The 18,418-nt window shown below is 71.7% G+C and carries 13 protein-coding genes and 1 pseudogene; 4 read left to right on the top strand and 10 right to left on the bottom strand.

What is annotated here, in order from left to right; translation table 11 throughout:
- From ACWCP2_RS24365 to ACWCP2_RS24385, 5 genes are all read right to left on the bottom strand, one after another.
- Positions 1-1,450, bottom strand: a 1,450-nt coding sequence (locus ACWCP2_RS24365) for a GAF domain-containing protein (RefSeq protein WP_450910693.1), incomplete at its 3' end; no start/stop codon positions are given.
- Positions 1,451-1,717: 267 nt separating this feature from the next.
- Positions 1,718-3,733, bottom strand: a complete 2,016-nt coding sequence (locus ACWCP2_RS24370; RefSeq protein ID WP_450910694.1) for a CASTOR/POLLUX-related putative ion channel — start codon at positions 3,731-3,733, stop codon at positions 1,718-1,720.
- Positions 3,734-3,926: 193 nt separating this feature from the next.
- Entirely contained in the window at positions 3,927-5,558 is a 1,632-nt protein-coding gene (locus ACWCP2_RS24375) for a hypothetical protein (RefSeq protein ID WP_450910695.1), read from the bottom strand.
- A gap of 163 nt (positions 5,559-5,721) precedes the next feature.
- The gene (locus tag ACWCP2_RS24380) at positions 5,722-6,351 is read right to left on the bottom strand and encodes a class I SAM-dependent methyltransferase (protein WP_450910696.1); all 630 of its coding nucleotides are present in this window, start codon (positions 6,349-6,351) and stop codon (positions 5,722-5,724) included.
- Positions 6,352-6,451: 100 nt separating this feature from the next.
- Positions 6,452-7,366 (bottom strand): LysR family transcriptional regulator, encoded by a 915-nt coding sequence (locus tag ACWCP2_RS24385; protein WP_450910697.1) that lies wholly within the window; start codon positions 7,364-7,366, stop codon positions 6,452-6,454.
- 117 nt (positions 7,367-7,483) lie between these two features.
- Between ACWCP2_RS24385 and ACWCP2_RS24390 the strand changes: the two genes are divergently transcribed.
- From ACWCP2_RS24390 to ACWCP2_RS24400, 3 genes and pseudogenes are all read left to right on the top strand, one after another.
- Positions 7,484-8,296: an inositol monophosphatase family protein gene (locus ACWCP2_RS24390; RefSeq protein ID WP_450910698.1), complete on the top strand. Its 813-nt coding sequence runs from the start codon at positions 7,484-7,486 to the stop codon at positions 8,294-8,296.
- Positions 8,297-8,333: 37 nt separating this feature from the next.
- A pseudogene (locus ACWCP2_RS24395) lies at positions 8,334-9,005 on the top strand (NADPH-dependent F420 reductase); the annotation flags it as partial.
- 157 nt (positions 9,006-9,162) lie between these two features.
- Entirely contained in the window at positions 9,163-9,468 is a 306-nt protein-coding gene (locus ACWCP2_RS24400) for an antibiotic biosynthesis monooxygenase family protein (protein ID WP_450910699.1), read from the top strand.
- A gap of 127 nt (positions 9,469-9,595) precedes the next feature.
- On the opposite strand, the gene ACWCP2_RS24405 is transcribed toward ACWCP2_RS24400, so the two are convergent.
- Positions 9,596-10,177 (bottom strand): dihydrofolate reductase family protein, encoded by a 582-nt coding sequence (locus tag ACWCP2_RS24405; RefSeq protein ID WP_450910700.1) that lies wholly within the window; start codon positions 10,175-10,177, stop codon positions 9,596-9,598.
- A 76-nt stretch (positions 10,178-10,253) separates the two neighbouring features.
- The gene (locus ACWCP2_RS24410) at positions 10,254-11,429 is read right to left on the bottom strand and encodes a hypothetical protein (RefSeq protein ID WP_450910701.1); all 1,176 of its coding nucleotides are present in this window, start codon (positions 11,427-11,429) and stop codon (positions 10,254-10,256) included.
- 317 nt (positions 11,430-11,746) lie between these two features.
- On the opposite strand from ACWCP2_RS24410, the gene ACWCP2_RS24415 reads away from it, so the two are divergent.
- A complete protein-coding gene (locus tag ACWCP2_RS24415; RefSeq protein WP_450910702.1) occupies positions 11,747-12,109 on the top strand; it encodes a hypothetical protein in 363 nt (120 codons plus the stop codon).
- Between the two features lie 176 nt (positions 12,110-12,285).
- Here the strand turns inward: ACWCP2_RS24415 and ACWCP2_RS24420 are convergent, their stop codons facing one another.
- From ACWCP2_RS24420 to ACWCP2_RS24430, 3 genes are all read right to left on the bottom strand, one after another.
- A complete protein-coding gene (locus tag ACWCP2_RS24420) occupies positions 12,286-13,899 on the bottom strand; it encodes a phospholipase D-like domain-containing protein (RefSeq protein ID WP_450910703.1) in 1,614 nt (537 codons plus the stop codon).
- 170 nt (positions 13,900-14,069) lie between these two features.
- Positions 14,070-14,687, bottom strand: coding sequence for a nucleoside/nucleotide kinase family protein (locus ACWCP2_RS24425; RefSeq protein WP_450910704.1), 618 nt, complete (start codon positions 14,685-14,687; stop codon positions 14,070-14,072).
- Positions 14,688-14,822: 135 nt separating this feature from the next.
- On the bottom strand, positions 14,823-18,191 hold the full coding sequence (locus ACWCP2_RS24430) for a S8 family serine peptidase (RefSeq protein ID WP_450910705.1): 3,369 nt from the start codon (positions 18,189-18,191) through the stop codon (positions 14,823-14,825).
- Positions 18,192-18,418: the final 227 nt, after the last annotated feature.

An 18,418-nucleotide genomic window follows, 5' to 3' on the forward strand; every position in this document is an offset into this window, starting at 1 on the left:
GCCCCATCAGCGCCGCCGCCTGGATGTTGTGGCCCTGGACGTCGCCGATGATGCAGGCGACCCCGCCGTCCGGCAGGGCGATCACGTCGTACCAGTCACCGCCCACCTCCAGGCCCTCGTTGGCCGGCAGGTAGCGGGCAGCGATCTCGAAGCCCTTGATGGCGGGCAGCTCGGCGGGGAGCATGTCCCGCTGGAGCGCCCCGGCCAGCTCCAGGCGGGCCGTGCTCAGACGGATCCGCTCCCACGCCTGGCCCGCCAGCTCGGCGATCACCCCCAGGAGGGTGCTCTCCTGCTCCGTGGTGCGGTGGGGTGCGTCGTACGTGATGACCCAGCCGCCCAGGGGCCTGCCGCGTTCGGCGGCGAACGGCACCATCAGGAAGGACTGCGCGGTCGTCGCGTCCAGCAGACCGTGGGCCTTCGGCCAGGCGGCGCGGTAGGCCTCCCTGGAGGCGATGACCTCGGTCCGGCCGGTACGGATGGCATGGGCCAGGGGTTTCGGGGAGTCCAGGGTCATGCCGTGCAGGGAACGGGCCATGGCGGGGTCGATGCCCTCGCCGAACGTGACCCGGAGCCGCTCGTTCTCGACGAAGGCGAGCAGGGTGCCGGTTCCGGCGAAGGCGGGCGCCACCTTGTGCAGGATGGCGTCGGTGAGCTCTTCCTCCGTCTTGGCCCCCACGAACGCCGCGGCGAGTTCGCGCACCAGCCGGCTCTGCCGGGTGTGCTCACGGGCCACGGCCCGTTCGTGCTCGTCGGCGTCCGTACGGTCGGCGGTGGAACCGACGATCCGGCGCGTCCCGTCGAAGCCGATGCGCATGATGCGCGAGACCGAGTGCAGCGCGCGGTAGCCGCCTTCCCCGTCGGGATGGCGGAAGCAGATGTTCACCACCTCGCGCTCGCCGCGGCGCAGCGCCCAGAAGGCGTCCGCGACATGAGCCGCGTCATCGGGGTGCAGCTGGTCGAGGACGTCCTGCAGCGGAAGTTCCCCGGCACCGTGGTGCCCGTTGTACCGCAGCGAGTTCTCCACCCACCAGAACCGGTCGTGTTCCTCGTCGTAGGCCCAGACGGACTCGCCCCGGAGCGCGGCCATCGCGTGCAGCATCGCCCAGCTGTCGGAGTCGGCGCAGGAGGACCGCTCCAGCTCGACCACGGCGGCCGGGCGGCCGTCGGGACGCTCGGCCGGCCAGGCGGACACCAGGCACAGCACGGCCTCGTCCCCGCTGCGCAGCAGCATCGGGCTCCGGGTCACCGGAGGCGGACCCTGCGGGTCCGCCTCCGGTGACCGGGCGACGTCGAGCAGGAGCCGGGACACCGACCCCGCATGGCCGGAGGGGGCGAGCGCGGTGAGGGGGAGACCGACCAGCTCGGAAGGGTCCATGGCGAGAAGGGCGGTGGCCCGGGGATCGGCGTCGAGGATCAGCCCGGTCTCCCGGGAGCCGCTTTCGAGGGCCACCAGAAGGCGGCCGGATCCGTTGGCGGCCGGCCGCGCGGGGGTGGGAGGAGCAGGAGGAGCAGGTACTGCGGGCCGCAGGTTCATCTCGGGCGGTCCCCTCCAAGTAGATGGCACGACTTTCCAGCCAAGCGGAAGGGAGGGGACACGGCCACGGGCCGGACGTCCGCTCCGCGCGGGCCGAAGGGCCCGTGCAGCACGGTCCACGGACCCGTGTACGGGAGCCGGCCCGGGGCCCTACCTGGCCCGTACCCGGCCCGTACCCGGCTTTTACCCGGCCGCGACGGGTCGTGACCTGCTGAGCGCGGGGTCGCCGCGCCCGGCGGGGTCGGCCGACACCACGATCACCTCGTCCTCGGCGCTCCAACGGTGGACGGCGGCCTTGTGCGGGTTCAGCCGGAGGCCGTGATCCGGAGCCAGGGCGCGCCGCTCGTGCAGCCGGTACCCGATGGCGCATTCCCCCCGTGCGCGGGCCGCGGCGACGACGGTGGCGAAGCTCGCCTCGCTGCCCGGGCGTACGTACGTCCCCGCGGGGCACAGCCGCACCGTGCTGCCGTCGGCGGAGAACAGCTCGTCGAACACGGGGGCGAGGTGCCGGTTCTGGGCGATCTGCGCCATGAGCAGTCCGGAGAGGTTGCCGCTGACGATGACGTCGGAGCCGGGATCGACGGGCGCCAGGGGCCGGTTGCGGTCGTCCGTGAGCTCGGTGACCACGCGCAGCTTCCGGTCGGTGCTCTCTTCCAGGAGGCGCAGTCCCAGCAGCGTGACGAGCGTCCAGTCGTCGGGACGGTCGGGGCCCTCGCCCGGATCGGGGCCGAGGACGACCAGCCCGTCGTACCGGGAGAGGTCGAGACCCAGCAGGGTCTCCGGGCGGGACAGGGACGCGGACCGGACGTGCACGGTGAGCGGGGGCGGAGCCGGCGCATCCCCCGCCGGATCGTGGTGCGGCGCCGGCCCCGGCCCCGGATCCGTGGCCGGGATCGGCTCCGGCGCCCGGGGGCCGGGCACGGCGAGGTCCGTGATCACGTCCAGCACGGAACCGGGCCGGGCCATCCGGCGGAGCTGTCCGACCACGAGGGGCGCACGCCGGTTCCACCCGAGCAGGAGCAGCCGCGAGGCCTCCTCGGGCGGGGCCGGGGCCGTGCTGACCGCCGACGGATCCACGAGGTGCTCGCAGGGCTCCGGGCGCGCGGAGACCTCGTCGAGGGCGAGCACGATCAAGCGACTGCCCGGTTCCACGAGGGTGTCGGCCGGTGGGCTCAGCAGCGTACGGGCGTCCGCGGTGAGCAGCCCGACCACGCAGGAGTCCGGGTAGCCCAGCAGTGCGGCACCGAAGGGACCGCCGTGGAAGGGGGTCGCGTCGACGACGTGGAACTCGGATCCGGCGAAGTCGAGCAGGTCCCGCAGGACGAGGGAGAGGCCGGGACGGCCCACGCACTGAGCGATCAGCCGGGCCGTGACGGTGTCGGTCCTCAGGACCGTTCCGTGCGGGCCGGCGGCGAGCCGCGCCGGTGCGAGGTACCGGTCCTCCCGTACGGAGGCCAGCACCGGCGGCCCGTCCGCGGCCGTACCGAGGACCGCTCGCAGCGCCAGCAGGATCCGCAGGACCTCCGCGTCGGCGCCCGGTTCGTCCGAGGACAGGACCAGGACCGTGCTCGCCGTCTGAGGTCTGACCAGGCCGAGCACACCGGGGTCACTCGCGGGCCCGCTCCGGCAGATCACCCGCGGCCGTCCGCGGCCCGGGCCCATGCGCGCGGCGAGCGCCCGCTCCATCTCGGCCTTGTCCCGGTCGGCGAGCAGCACGATGGCCCTCGGCCGTCCCGGGGCCTGAGCGGCGGCCAGCTCGCTCACCACCGTGCCCGCCTGGTCCGACCAGCCGAGCACCACGATGTGGTCCTCTTCCAGAACGGTCGACCGCCCCCGGCTCAGCTCGGCCATCCGGTCGGCCAGCCCCGTGGTGATCACACCGACCAGCGTGGACACGCACAGCAGGGCCACCAGCCCGAGCAGCGCCGCGAGCAGCATCCGCAGCGGTGTTCCGGTCACGGCGCCCAGACGCAGCGTCTCGGCGCTGGTCCGCCAGGCAGCGGTCAGCCGGCCCGAGAGCGAGCGCGGGGACCCGGGGTCCGTCCACACGAGCAGGGTGCTCACGGGGACGACGACGGCCAGGCAGGTGATGACCAGCCAGCCCATCAGGGTCCCGGTGCTGCGGGCCAGCGTCCGGTCGAACCGGTAGCCGGCCCGTTCCCGTAACGAAGCCCGCCGCCGCCCCTCAGTTCGTCCCACGTCCATCCGGCGCCCCCGTTTCCGGCCCCGACCGCATCTCCCCGCGCGGTCTCCCTCTCCCTGAACAGTGGGGTGCGCGGTGCCGGTCCACGCACAATTCCGGGGCCAATCCACCCTTTCGGGCGGCCCGGGCTCACGGGCCGGGCGGCCGGCGCGGCCCGGGCCGCCCGAAAGGGGTCGTGGCGGACGGGGCCTACGGAGCGTCCAACTGCGCCTTGCTGTGGGCGTAGAGAACGCGCTCGCACACGAGGCCCAGGCACGGCGCCGACTTGCCGTCGTCGAGGGCGTCGGCGTTCACCGCCGGACCGTAGTGCTCGGAGACCGACCACAGGCGCTGCGCGCCGCGTTCGTAGTAGAGGTCCTCGGCGCCCGTAGCGGTCTTGATGGCGCTGCCGTTGGAGACGAGTACGCCGTTGCTCCACTTGTACCGCCACAGGTTGCCGGGGTCGTTGTGGCCGGCGCTCTGGTTGACGTACAGGTTGTCGCCGATCGCCAGGGCGCCCTGGGCGCCGCCGTTGGCCATCGGCAGGTAGTTGGCCCAGCCCTGGGCCGGTACCTCGCCGGAACGCTTCTCCAGGTCCTTGACGGGGAACGAGGCGATGCGGCCGGGCGAAGGGTAGCCGCTCTCAGGACGGCAGTACTCGCCCATGATCAGCCGGTCCGGGGTCCTGCTGCGGTCGAGCGACACGTAGGACGCCTTCGGAGCGCCGGTGCTGACGCACTTGAAGGAGCCCGCGGGATTGGACTGGTCGGCCTTGAACTTCCAGGCCGCCACCTGCGGCATGACGTAGCGGTAGCCGAAGCTGTACCAGACGTTGTTCTGGCGTCCGATCTTCGTCTTGTCCTGGACGTTGGACGTGGTCTTCACCCCGTCGGTGTCCGCGCCCATTTCGTCGCCGGCCTTGCCGTCCCCGTTGGGATCGAGGTCCATGATCTTCTCCAGGTCGAAGATCCGGATGCCGTTGCGGGTGTCGGCGACGTAGAGGTAGTGGCCGTACCAGACCATGCCGCCGGCGTGCAGGCCGTTCTGCATGCCGACGTTCGGGTCCGGCTTCGTCGAGCCCTCGGCGGAATGCACCCCGTCGAAGGAGATGTGGTGGGAGTTGTTCTCGTACGCCCAACCCAGCAGCACATGGCGGTACTTCACCGTGCCGTCGGCCCGGCGCTGCACGAAGGAGACGCGCACACCCTTCTGGTTGCAGGCGTCGTTGGCCTCCAGCTCGTCGGGGTTGCAGTCGCCGACCTCGTTCCCGTTGCTGTCGCGGCCCGGGTCCCAGTTGTCATAGGACGCGTAGAGCTGGATGTTCGTGTCGTTGCCGGCGCCGTACTGCTCGCTGTCCGCGGCGTCGGAGACGCCGGTCATGGCCTGTGGGATCCACTCGCGCGAGGTCGAGTCGTCGTTCTCCAGGCACCACTTGAGGGCCGGAGCGGGTGCGGTTCCGAACGGGTCGCGGCTGCACGAGGTGGTGTTGACGGTGCGGTTGGCATCGGCGAGCAGCTTCGAGACGCCCGACTTGGGCAGTACGCCGTCGAGGCGTGCGACCCGGTCGGCGGTCGTCCCGTTCATCGAGCCGGCCTGCAGCGTGAAGTCCGCGGGGTCGGCCTTGCCGCCGGGGCTGGTCCATGCCCGGGTCCCAACAGGGGCTGCGATGGCGTCCGTTGTCTGCGGATCCTGGTGCCACGATTCGGGGAGCGGAGGAGGTGTGTCCTCTGCCTGGGCCGGGACCGACAGGCCGGTCAGGGCCAGCGCGACCGCGGCGGTGGCCGTCAGCCACGTCCGGCGTATTCGGGTGGGGGAGTTGCGCCGGGACATGCGTGGGGACATGCGTATTGCCTCCGTTGTTACTGCTGTTGCGACAGCTGGCTCCAACGAAGGCTTGCAGGGCACGCGGAGGGAAATCAAGAGCGATCGGTGGGTCAACCACGTATGTCCGCACGAGATATGCACCGTTGTCCCGGAACCTCCGGTTCCGGGACGACGCTCCAGGTCACGCGGGTCGTGTCGCGTAGCAGAAGAAGTGCTCCTCGGGCCCCGCGAGGGGATCCGCGGGGACGAAGGACGAGGTGTGGTGGTGCAGCACTTCGAGGCCGGCCGCCGCCAGCCGCCGCAGGTGCTGGTCGGCGGACAGGCTGCTGACGGTCACCGGATGGCCCATCCACTCGATGTCCAGCCCCCGGATGTCACCCGGGACGGTGGCCAGCACGAGGTAGCCGCCCGGCGCGATCCAGGACGCCATCCGGTCGAGGGCGGCCGCGATGTCCGCCTGGTCCATGACCAGGAGCGGGAAGAAGGAGCACACGGCGTCGAATCCGGCCACCTGCGGGACGTACGTGCGTACGTCGGCCTGCTCGAAACGCGCCCCCGGAACCCGGGCACGGGCCGCCTCGACCATGGCCGCCGACACGTCGATCCCGGTCACGGCGTGCCCGGCCCGGGCGAGCACCTCCGCGGTGGGCCTGCCGGTGCCACTGCCCACGTCCAGCACCCGGGCTCCGGCGGGCAGCCGTCCCACGAGCCAGTCCAGGGCCTCCACCTGCTCGGGTACGGACCCGAACAGGTCCTCGTACCGCTCGCCCAGTGCGTCGAACACCTCGGCCGCGCTCTTGCGTCGGGTCATGTCCCCTCCTCGTATCGGCTGTTGCCACGCTACCGGCCCTTTCGTCCCGGCACCCCGGCTCTTCCCTTGACGTTCCTCACCGTGCGGTTCGCCGTCCGGTTCACGCGGCGGTCCGCGGTGTGAAGCGTGCCTGGACGATTTCGGCGGCCAGCTCGCGCAGCCAGCTGTGGGCGCGGTCGTTGTCGTAGCGCTGATGCCACTGCAGATACAGGGGTACGTCGGGCAGGGGGAGCGGTGGCTGCAGCGTGGCCAGGCCGAGTTGGTCCCGGGCCGCGCGGGTGACCGCTTCGGGGAGGGTGACGACCAGGTCGGATTCGAGGGCGAGTTGCAGCGCGAAGGCGGCCGTGGGCCCCGCGGCGACGACGTTCCGTTGCAGTCCGTGCCCGGTCAGGGCGTCGTCGATCGGATCGCGCAGGCTTCCGCGCCGCGAAACGGTGACGTGCTCGGCCGCCGCGTAGCGTTCGAGGTCCAGCCGGCCGGTGGTGAGCGGGTGGCCCTGCCGGACGGCGACGACCAACTGGTCGCTGCCGACGAGGCGGTGGCGGACATCGGGGAACGCCGGGAGGCCGGAGCTCGATGCGAGGTCGACCTCACCCCGGCGCAACTCGGCGTCGTCCGTGCCGGGTTCGGCGGACAGGCGCAGCCGGACGCCCGGGGCCCGATCGCGTACGGCGGTGATCAGGGCGGTGCCGCACGCGGCGGTCAGGGCGTCGTGCCAGCGCACGGTGAACACCCGGTCCAGAGCCGCCAGATCGAGTTCCCGCTGCGCGGAAAGGAGCTGGTGCGCCTGCTGCACGAGGGCGTGCACCTCGGCGCGCATGGCCAGCGCGCGAGTGGTGGGGACCATGCTGCGGCCGGTGCGGACCAGGATCTGGTCCCCGGTGACTTTGCGGATGCGTCCCAGGGAGCGGCTCATCGCCGGTGAAGTGACGTGGAGACGTGCTGCCGCACCGGCGACGCTCCCCTCTTCCAGCAGGGCGTCCAAGGCCGTGAGCAGGTTCAAATCCAATTGCATGGCAGTAACTCTACAAGTGAAAAGCATGCACTTGTTGTTAATGCCCGAGCGTCCTACCTTCGAAGTGCGGGGCGGGACACGCACCCCGACTTCCACCGATTCCCCAGGGAGCCCATCATGAGCACAGCCATGCCGTTCGCCGCCGGTACGACGCTCCTGTCGGACGTGACCTCAGCGGTACGGGCCGCGGGCGTCGTACTGCGCGACCGCCACACCCCGTACGCCCGGGGCGTGAGTCTGGACGCGATCGTGGGCGAGATCCACGCCAACGACGACGCGGTGCTGGACGTCCTGCGGGAACCGCTGCTGGCGGCCCGGCCGGGGTCGCGGTGGGCGGAGGACGAGCTGGCCGGCGGCGCGCTCCCGCCCGGCGAGTGGTGGGTCGTCGACCCCGCCGAGGGCAACATCAACCATGTCCACGGCATGGACGAGTGGGCCGTCACGGCCACTCTGGTCCGCGACAACCAGCCGGTACTCACCGTCGTCCACCTGCCGCTGACCGGCGACACCTACACCGCCGTCGCCGGCGGCGGAGCCCACCTCAACGGCCTTCCCCTGACCGTGTCGGCCAAGACCGACCTGGGCGCCGCACTCATCGGCACCGGTCAGGCCAAGCCCGGCGAGGACGAGCGCACGTTCCGCCGGATCGGTGACTCCGTCACCGCGATGCTCATCAACGGTCTGGTCGTACGGGTGTCCGTGCCCGCCACGATGCAGCTCATTCACGTCGCCGCCGGACGCATGGACGGGTTCTGGCAGTTCTCCGACGTCCGTTCCGGCCTGGTCGCCGGCGCCCTGCTGGTCTCCGAAGCCGGAGGCACCGTCACCGACCTGGCGGGCGAACCCTGGAACACCACCAGCCGCGACTTCCTGGCCACCGCCCCCGGCATCCACGGCGCCACCCTCAAGATCCTCTCGCCGATCGCCTGAGGGGGCAGCACCCCTCCTCCCCACCCCCGACACCGCACGCAAGGAGCATCACCCCATGACCACCATCGGCATCCTGGGCACCGGCCGCGTCGGCACCACCCTCGCCGGCAAACTCTCCGCGGCCGGGCACCACGTCATCCTCGGCGGCAGGAACCCCGAAAACCCCGAAGAGACAGCCGCCCGCACCGGCGGGCCGGCCTCGCCGGTCACCGTCACCGACCAGCGCACCACGGCCCGCACCGCGGACGTCGTGATCAACGCGACGCCCGGCGACAGCTCCCTGGACCGCCTCGCCGGCCTGCGCGCCGAACTCGCCGGCAAAATCCTCATCGACGTCTCCAACGCCACCCGCGACGACGACGACGGCCTGCCCGGCGCCCTGTGCTACCCCGGCAGCAGCCTCGCCGAGAAGCTCCAGGCCGCGCTCCCCGGCACCCGCGTGGTCAAGACCCTCAACACCATGCTCTTCACGGTCATGACCGCCCCCGAATCCCTGGCCACCCCGCCGACCGCGTACCTCTCGGGCGACGACGAACAGGCGAAGCGGACCGTCACCGGCCTCCTCGGCGACCTGGGCTGGCAACCCGAACGGATCGAGGATCTCGGCGGCATCACCACAGCCCGTGCCACCGAGGCCATGATCCTGGTCGTACCCCACATCCTGCGCCGCCACGGCTTCAAGCCCTTCGCCGTCTCCCTCGCCCGCTGACCCGCCGAGCCCGGCGCTGCGCACTTCGCGCCGGGCCGGTCGGCCCGGCGGTGTGGCCGGCCCGATGGGGCACGACGGGAAGCGCTCCCTCGACCCCGGCCGGGTGGTGCCCCTGCGGCTCTTCCGGTCGCTGCGCGACTGCGGCAGGATGCGTTCCATGATCTTGGAAAGCGCCCTGCTGGACGTCCTCCCCGGCCAGGAGGACGCCTTTCTCGCGGCGTTCGCCCGGGCCAAGCCGCTGATCGCGGTGCAGAAGGGGTTCAGGTCGCTGGAACTACGGCGCTGCGTGGACCCGGGACGGGAGTCGCGGTTCCTGCTCCAGGTCGAGTGGGAGACGCTGGCGGACCACACCGAGGGCTTCCGCGGCTCGGCCGAGTACGAGGAGTGGCGGTCCCTGCTGCACCGCTTCTACTCGCCCTTCCCCGAGGTCGAGCACTACGGGCGGGCCCTGCACAGCGCGTGAGGCCTCGCCGTGCTCTGCACGTCTGCCGGCTCTCGTGGACGGCCGTCGTGCGTTCGGACGCTGCCCGCCGAGGCCGAGGCCGAGGCCGAGGTCGAGGCCGGGCGAGGTCGAGGCCGAGTCGCTGAGGTCAGCGACGCACCCGATAGCGCACGTGCAGCACCCGGTTGCCCTGAATCACCACGTCAGGATCCTCCAGCAGGTGCTGCGCGTGGACCGACCCGAAGTAGCGCTTGCCGGATCCGAACACGACGGGTACGACGTCCATGCGGACCTCGTCGATCAGGCCCGCGGCGAGCACCTGGCCGCCGACGTCGCCGGCGGCGACCTCGACCACGCGGTCACCCGCGAGCTCCTGCGCCTTGGCCATGGCCGCGTCGATGCCGTCGATGAAGTGAAACGGGGCCTCGGGATCCCAGCCCTCGGGCGCCGGCCGGTGCGTCACGACGACCACGTGGTCGATCCCGCCCGGAGGCTTCCCGTCCCAGCCGTCCGTCATGTCGAAGACGTGGCGGCCGACGAGTGTCACCCCGATCCGGTCCCAGTACGGCCGGGTGTAGTCGTAGGACGTCTGCGACACCTTCAGCACGCCGCTCTCGTCCAGCGGGACGTCACCGCTGGACAACCAGTCGAACAGCGGTCCGGGCTGGTCGTTCTCGTCCGCGACGAAGCCGTCCACCGACACCGAGCCGTACATGACGACCTTGCCCACGATGCTCTCCCCGTGATCCCAAGTGACTGACGAAGCTCGCGCCGAGGCGTCCGCGCGGCGCCGGGTGTGGTGGGAGCTACCGGGTGCAGCCCGTGACACCGGGGTTCGAGAGGGTGCAGTTGCCGGGGTTGTTGTTGGCGACGCTGGTGTGGTTCAGGGTGACGCTTCCGCCCTGATTGTGGAGGCCGGCGGGGGCGTACGCCGCGGTATTGCGCGTGATGCGCGAGTCGTTGAGCGTCGCGTCGCCCTGGTTGTGCAGGCCGGCGCCGGTCCCCTGGGCGACCGCGTTGCCGTCGATGGTGGTGTTGCGGGTATTGAGCGTTCCGAAGTTGTAGATGCCACCGCCGGAGAAGCTCGCGGTGTTGCCGCGGATGGCGGTTTGGACGTTGATGGTGAGCGCGCCGAAGTTGGCGATGCCCCCGCCCGTCCTGGCGTTGTTGCTCTGGAGCTGGCTGCCGGCGATGGTCGCGGAGGAGCTGCTGTTGAACACGGCGCCGCCCAGGCCTTGCGCGTCGTTGCCGGTGAGGATGCTCCCGGTCAGGGCGAAGGGTGACGAGATGCTGCTGTGCGAGATGGCTCCGCCGTTGCCGCCGGTGACGGGGCCGGTGGAGTTGCTGGTGAAGACACTGAGGTCCACGCGCGTGGTGCCGGTGCTCAGGATGGCGCCGCCGTGGCCGGATTCGGTGCTGTTGCCGTTGAAGTAGGAACTCACCACGCGGAGGGTTCCGTTGTTGTTGTTCACGGCGCCGCCGCCATTTCCGGAGGTGTTGCCGGTGAGGCGGGTGTTGGAAAGGGAAACGACGGTGCCGAACCCCAGCTGGATGGCCCCTCCCTGGGCGCTTCCTCCGGCTTTCGCATCGGTGAGGGAAAGGTCCCGGAGCGCCAGGTTCCCGCCGGTGGTGGGAGGCAGGGTGAAGAAGCGGAATTCCTTGTCGGTGTCGTCGTCGCGGGTGAGGGTGGCATTGCGCCCGTTGATGGTGATCGGGCTGGTGATCTGGGGGAGCGCGGCCTGGCCGGGACCGGCGAACTGCTCGGTGTACGTGTAGGTGCAGTCGCGCGCGAGGTTCAGGGTGTCGGCGGTGCCGGGGGTGCTGTTGGCGGTGGTGATGGCCTTGACGAGGGCGGCGGGGGAGCAGATGACGTCCGTGGTGGCGGCATGAGCGGGGGTGGCCACCAGGCCGGCGAAAGTGAGTGCGAATGCCGGCGTGACGAGCAAGGTGGCGGCCTGGCGGGGGCGGCGCGGTGGCCTCATTGTCTGATCTCCTTTTGTGGGGAGTCGCCGGGGCGATTCGATCATTGTTTACATCAGATCAACATCTATTCATTTCGGGACACGCCGGGCGTATGGCTCTCTCGGCTTCGTGACGGTGGTGTGGAAGACCCAGGCGCTCGCGCGGCCGCGGGGCCGGTATTCGTGCAGGTGGCGTACCGACGCGAAACCGAGGGATCGCACCCGTCATCCCCCGGGGCCCAATCATGGGGAGCGCTCGACTTTCCCGTCCGGAGGAAGGGACCGGCCTGATCACAGCCTCGCTGGGTGGTGTCAGACCCTTGCTGCATGATCTGACCATGCTGATTGCGACCAACGAGCGCGGCCTCGTGGTGAAACGCCCTTCCAAGCCCGCCATCGGGACGATGCTGGCCAATCTGCGGCGGGGGAGTGCTCACCTGATCCTGGAGCGGATTGACGATGAGCGGCCCGGCAGTTGGTACATCCAGGTCCTGCTGCGTGAGAACAGCACCTACCAGCTTGAGTACCGGGACGGCGTGGCCGAGCTGCACTATCAGACCCAGACGATCTCCCAGGAGAAGGTACTCGCGGCGCTGCTCGGCTGGGCCAGCATGAAGCCGGGCTGGCGGGACGGCTTCATGTGGAACAACATCGCGGAGGAGTTCAGCCACAGTGACCGCGGAGGAGTTCAGCCACAGTGACCGCGGCGCCCTTGCACAGGCCTCGAGGCCGAACCCGCCCGGGGCGCCGCGCGCGGCCTTTTCGGCTGAGCGCGACGTGTTGTCGTTCCCGCTTGCCGGGCGCCCGTGACGGCTGATCGGTGGGTTGGGGCGCCGCGCGCGGTCCTTTCGGCCGTGCGCGGCGTGGGGTGGGGGTGTCAGCCCTGGCAGAGGCCGCGGGTGTGGTCGTACGTCGCGGTGGCCTGGGAGTAGCGCCACTGGGGGTCCAGCAGGTCGCTCTTCAGCTGGGCGGCCGCGGCCGGGCTCTCGATGACGTAGCCGAAGTCCTGCAGCCAGGAGGGGTAGAGGTTCTTGGAGCCGATGTAGAAGGCCGCGCCGTCGACCGAGACGAGCTTGTGGTGCTGGGCGTACGGCTTGCCGTCGGCCCAGGTCGGAGCGTCGGAGGCCCGGAACGTGGCCAGCTGGAGGTTCTCGCACAGGGCTGTCCGGGTCCGGGCGCCGTCACCGGTCAGGGCGGTGACCCGGCCGCGCAGGACGTCGCTCACCTCGGAGAGCGACTTGATCTGCGAGTAGCCGCCGCTGCCGATCGTGCCGCGGTTGGCCGGATCGCTCACGACGATGCGGACCTTCACCCCGGAGACGAGCTTCGCGGCGAGCGTGTCGTAGAGGCGTACGTCGTAACGGGGCAGCGGCGGGCAGGTGGCGTGCATGTCCTGCTGGGAGATCTCGATGTGCGAGGTCGCGCTGGAGACGAGGGCGCGCAGGGCGCTCTCCTCCGGGTTGACCGTGTCGTAGTCCCGGTCGGCGTTGGTGTAGTCGTGCAGGCCGATTCCGCACGTGGTGTCGCCGGCCGTCGGCAGGACCGGGCGGAACGAGGAGGCGGGGTCGCTCCGGCGGATGCCCACCCCCAGTCCGCCGACGGCGAGCGCGGGCACGTCGCCGCCGCCCTGCGGCGAGGCGGGACGGGGCAGGGCGGGCATGCAGTCCGCGCCGGGTGAGGCGGCGAACCAGACCGCGCTCCAACTGCTCTTGTTCCGGCAGGTCCAGTCCCACAGGGTGTCGAGGTAGCGGCCGGCCGAGCCCGCCGCGGGCCCGGAGAGCGCGAGGTCGACGTCGTTCACCGGGTGGGTGGTGTCCAGGTAGTCGTCCTTCCAGCTGTTGATGCCGCCCGTGATGACCGAACTGCCGTCCACCACCACGAGCTTGGAGTGGTTCCAGGAGAAAGCGGTCTTCGACGTGGTCATCGAGGCCACGTTGAGCGTGATGCTGCCCGCGGCGGCCGGGCCGAGCCGCGTGAGCAGCTCGTCCCGGTAGGACGACGGGATCACCGTGGAGTGGTAGAGGGGTGCGGCGCCCACCAGGATGCGCACCTTCAGCCGGTTGCCCTTACGGGTCGCCTCCCGGAGGCCGGCGACGATCGCCTCCTGGTAGCCGCCGTTGGGGAACGGCGCCAGCGTCGAGATGTCCACCGACTGGCGTGCCTCGGCTATGTCCTGGCGCATCTTCTCCAGAAGCCGGCGCGATCCGGGCCGGTCGGCGCACGCGCCGTCGCCCCAGCAGCCGGGCGTCTGGAGCAGCCAGTCGGCGCCCCCGGGCTCGGACGAGCCGAGCCGGTTGCCGGACGTGCGTTCCCACACCGAGCCCTCCAGGCCCGGCGAGACCTGACGCAGGGTCTGCTCGACCGCGTCCAGGCGCGGTGTGGGCGCGTCCGCGGCGGACGCGGGGGCGGCGGCGCCGAGGAGGGAGGCGGCGAGGGAGAGCGCGAGGGCGGACGTGGAGACGAGGGAGGTCGTCCGGGCGGTGCGTGCCAATGTGGTTCCTTGACAGAGGGGTGGGGCGGCGTGGCCGGGAGCATGGCCGGCCGGGACCGCGGTCATGATCAACTCGGGCAAGTTACCAGTTGGTACGGACCCGGTCGGCGGCCTCGGTCGAGTTCCGGCCATCCGCCATCCGCCATCCGCCATCCGCCATCCGCCGACCGTCAGCCGGCGTCGACCACGAGGTCGGCGCGGTGGCGGCCGCGTGCGACGAGGAGGGCGTTGGGGGCGTCCGAGCGGGCGACCCAGGCGCGGGCCGACTCGGGGTCCTTGCCGTGGCGGACGTGACGGTCGACGAGGCGGCTCACGCGCAGGCTCTCGTCGGGTGCCACGTACCAGGCCTGGTCCAGGAGCGTCCTTACGGGCGCCCAGTCCGGTGCATCGTGGAGCAGGTAGTTCCCCTCGGTGATCACCAGGGGCACGCCCGGGTCGACGGCGATGCTGCCCGCGATCGGCTCTTCGAGGGAGCGGTCGAAGGCCGGTGCGTAGACCGTGCGGTCGCCGGGTGCGCGCAGCCTGCGGAGCAGGCAGAGGTATCCGGCGCTGTCGAACGTGTCCGGGGCGCCCTTGCGGTCGGCCCGCCCGAGTCTGTCCAGCTCGCGCTGCGCGAGATGGAACCCGTCCATGGGCACCACCACCGCACGCTCCGGCCCGAGCGCGTCCGCGACGAGCGCCGCCAGGGTCGACTTCCCCGCACCGGGAGGCCCCGCGATGCCAAGGATCCTCCGGCCGCCCTGATCGGCCAGTGCGGCCGCCCGCGCGATCACATCCGATGTCTGCACCCGGCCATCCTGCCCGAATCCTGGCGGGCATCCCCCGTTGGCCCGGCCCTCGCCGGCCCGGGTGGGTTCGGGGCAGCCGGCGCGACGAACCCGGAGGTGAGGGCCGCCGGGTTCGTCGCGCCGTACGAGGACGGGTCAGTCGGTCAGGTACGCGCGCAGGACCGTGACCTCGGACTTGTTGCCCGCGGTGTCGACCACCGTGCCGCGCAGGGAGGCGTGGCCGCCCGGCGGCGGGGTCTGCGTGGTGACCGCCCCGTCCTGGACCGGCAGGGTCTGCCAGGTGTAACCGTCGTCGTAGGAGGCCGACACGGTCAGGGACTTGAGCCCCTTGCCGGCTGCCGGGCCCTGCACGGTGACGGGGACGCGGAGCGGGTGGCCCCCGTTGACGGTTCCGTCCAGACGGGTCGGAGGGGCGAACCGGACGACGGAGGCGGGCAGCCCGGCCGGAGTCCCGGTCGCTGTGGTGCCGGAGCGGAACCACCAGGTCGCGGTCACCTTGGACGAGGTGCGGCTGACGGCCTCCGACTGGGTGGAGGAGGCCACCAACTTGTAGGAGGCCTCACCGGCCGCGACGGCGAACGGCTTGGCGTCGCGGAGTTCGGCCGCCTGGTTGCCGGCGACGACCCCGTTGCGGTAGAGCACGGTCCTGCCCGTGGCGTGGAAGCCGGTGCCGTCGTGCCCGGCGCCGTCCGCGAGCAGCGGCAGCGTGCCCCAGATCCGGTCGCCCTCGCGGTAGAGGCCGAGTCCCGCCGCGGTGTCGACCCGGGGCCCGGCGGCCGCGGTGTTGAAGCGTTCCCGGTACGTACGACCGCCCGTGTAGCCGCGTTCGGTGGCGTACGAGGTTTCCGTGACCTGATAGCCGTTCCCGTCCACGCCGAACTGGGAGGCGGACAGGCCCCACTTGACGCCGTCGAGCGAGGAGAGGTGCAGGGTCACCGTGTTGGTCAGGGGCCTCGGCTGCCACATGGAGCTGGGGCCGTCGTTGCCCGGAAGCCGGCCGACCGCTCGTACGACGCCTTCCTTGCCGGGGACGGAGGCGCCGTGATCGACGGTGACGGTGGCGAGGTCGGAGGCCTTCAGGTGGCGGGTGTAACCGGTGGCCAGTGTGCGTACCGGACCGCCGAGCGTGGCGTGGTACTCCTCGGTCTCGGACACCGCGTGCTTGTCCCACCGCTGGGTCAGACTCGTTCCGGCGGCCGGCGCGGGCCCCTGGCCGTGGGTGCGCAGGGGGATTCCGGAGAACAGCCACCATCCGAAGGTGTAGCCGACCGCGCCGATGCGCAGCTCGTAGCTGGGGGTGAGGAACGATTCGGCCGGCGTGCCCGAGGGCAGGGTGATGTCCACCGGCTTGGCGGTGCGGGCGTCGACCGTGACCGTGGTGGCGCGGGTGACGTCGAGGCGGGGCTGGGAGATCCAGTCGAGGCCCTCCTCGCTGTTCTGCGGGTCGGCCCACAGGTGCGAGTCGAGCATGTAACTGCCCCTGGGGACACGGACGGTCTGGGAGTCGGAGCCCTCGTGGTTGCTGAAGTGCTGGCCGGTGGCCGGGCCGCTCACGCCCTGGAGGTCGCTGGCATAGGCGGCCGGCCGCTTGCCGTCGCGGCCGATGTGGCGGATGGTCAGCGCGTACGACTCGACCTCGCGGTCGGCGACGATCGCCGTACGGACGCTCTGCCCGGCCGCGGTCGCCACCGCGTGCCCGGTGTACCGGCCGTTGACGGAGCCGCCGAGCCGGGTGTTCAGGGTGAGGTCCACCGACGCGGTCCTGCCGGCGGGGACGGTGACGCTCGGCCGGGCGAAGGCCAGGAAGCCGGCCGGGGCGGGCTTGCCGTCGGGGCCGGTGGCGGTGACGGACAGGTTCAGGGTGACCGGCGCGGTGCCCAGGTTGCGGTAGGTGACCTTGCGGGTGACGGGCGCGTCGTCCTCGTGCGGCCATTGCTGTTCGGCGAAGGCCAGCGCGAGGGGTTCGGCGATCACCGACTGGCCGAGCGCCTGGTCGACCGCGATGCGGCCGCTGCCCTGCTGGAAGGCGTCGTAGGGGCCGGGCTTGGCGGAACCGGTGAGGACGCCCTTGATCTGCGCACCGGTCCACGTCGGGTGCTGCTGCTTGAGCAGGGCGGCGGCGCCCGCCGCGTGCGGCGCGGCCATGGAGGTGCCGGAGAGGGTGAGGTAGCCCGCCGGGTTCTGGCCGACCTGCCGCTCGATGGCGCTGCCCACGGCCGCGGCCGCGGTGATGCTCACGCCCGGGGCCGTGACGTCGGGTTTGACGGCGCCGTCGCCGGTGCGGGGGCCGGTGCCGGAGAAGTCGGCGAGCACGTCGGACTTGTCGACGGCGCCCACGGTGAGGGCGGCGTCGGCGCTGCCGGGGGAGTCGATCGTGCCCGGCCCGGTCCTCCCTCCGTTGCCCGCGGCGATGGCGAAGAGGACGCCCTTGTCATCGGAGAGCTGGTTCACCGCGGCTTCGACCGGATCGATCTCGGGCCCGTCGGGCCCGCCGAGGCTGAGGTTGACGACCTGGGCGCCCTGGGCGACGGCCCACTCGATGCCGGCCAGGATCCCGGAGTCGCTGCCGTGGCCGTCGTCGCCGAGCACCTTGCCGTTGAGCAGCTTGGCTCCCGGCGCGACGCCCTTGTACTTCCCGCCCGACTTGGCTCCCGTACCGGCGGCGATGGAGGCGACGTGGGTGCCGTGGCCGAAGTGGTCCGCGGTGCTGCCGGATTCGGAGAAGTCCGCCGCGGCGACGACCCGGCCGGCGAGGTCGGGGTGGCCCGTGTCGATGCCGGTGTCGAGGACGGCGATCTTCACGCCCGTGCCGTCGTAGCCGGCGGCCCAGGCCTTGTCGGCGCCGATCTGGCGCGTGCTCTTGTCCAGGCTCGCGGTGCGGATGCCGTCGAGCCAGACGGAGGCGATGCCGGAAGGGGCGGCCGGCCGGGCGCCGCCGCCCTGCCGGCCGGTGAGCCCGTTCCAGAGCGCGGCGGCACTCGCCGGAGTGGCGGTCACGGCCTCGGCGTTGAGCAGGCCGTACGTACGGTCCACGCGCGGGCCGCCCGCGGAACGCAGGGCGGACCTGGCGGCCGCTGCGGCACCGTCGTAGCGGACGATCAGCTTGAGCCGGTCGCCGCGGGCCTTGCGGTACTCGGGGCGGGAGAGCTCGGTGAGGTTGAAGAGGCGGGGATCGATCCGTCCGGACTCGATCAGCTTCCGGGCGTCGAGCGGGACGAGACTGCTGCCGCTCGCGTCCCGGCGGACCGACACCGGTATCTTCTCCCGGCCCCTGGCCGGGGCGAAGCCGACCGGACGGCCTTCGGAGTCCACGGTGACCTGGTCCCCCGTGACCAGGGTCAGCTGGGTGAACCCCTCTCCGGCGGGCTGCCGGCCCGCTCCGGCGTCGGAGCTGCTGGTCATGGGCGCGGCGGCGACGGGTGTGGTGAGACCCGCCGCGAGCGCGATGGCGACGACGGCTGCCGAGGCGGCCGCCCCCGATCTCCGCATACGAGGTGTGCGCACGTCAATTCCCCCTGAAAGACAAGCGATCACCGACGGGAGGACGGCACCGTGGTGTCCTCGCAGTATTGCCCGCGGGCCGATGGCCGATCCATGACCGTTTCGCAACGGTTGGCGGAGGCCGGCAGTCCGTCAGGGCGGGCTCCGGTGGGGCCACTTGGTGGCGCCGTTCCGTGCGATCTTCAGCTCGCCGCCGGAATGCCTTGACAGGTCAAGTAGTTAGCCGCCAT

It is taken from the genome of Streptomyces sp. NPDC002104 (genome assembly GCF_053593795.1).

What these genes read in the sequence shown, in the direction of transcription:
- ACWCP2_RS24375 (WP_450910695.1), bottom strand. Translation starts at nt 5,558, where the DNA reads ATGTCCCCACGCATGTCCCGGCGCAACTCCCCCACCCGAATACGCCGG.
- ACWCP2_RS24380 (WP_450910696.1), bottom strand. Translation starts at nt 6,351, where the DNA reads ATGACCCGACGCAAGAGCGCGGCCGAGGTGTTCGACGCACTGGGCGAG.
- ACWCP2_RS24385 (WP_450910697.1), bottom strand. Translation starts at nt 7,366, where the DNA reads ATGCAATTGGATTTGAACCTGCTCACGGCCTTGGACGCCCTGCTGGAA.
- ACWCP2_RS24390 (WP_450910698.1), top strand. Translation starts at nt 7,484, where the DNA reads ATGAGCACAGCCATGCCGTTCGCCGCCGGTACGACGCTCCTGTCGGAC.
- ACWCP2_RS24400 (WP_450910699.1), top strand. Translation starts at nt 9,163, where the DNA reads ATGATCTTGGAAAGCGCCCTGCTGGACGTCCTCCCCGGCCAGGAGGAC.
- ACWCP2_RS24410 (WP_450910701.1), bottom strand. Translation starts at nt 11,429, where the DNA reads ATGAGGCCACCGCGCCGCCCCCGCCAGGCCGCCACCTTGCTCGTCACG.
- ACWCP2_RS24415 (WP_450910702.1), top strand. Translation starts at nt 11,747, where the DNA reads ATGCTGATTGCGACCAACGAGCGCGGCCTCGTGGTGAAACGCCCTTCC.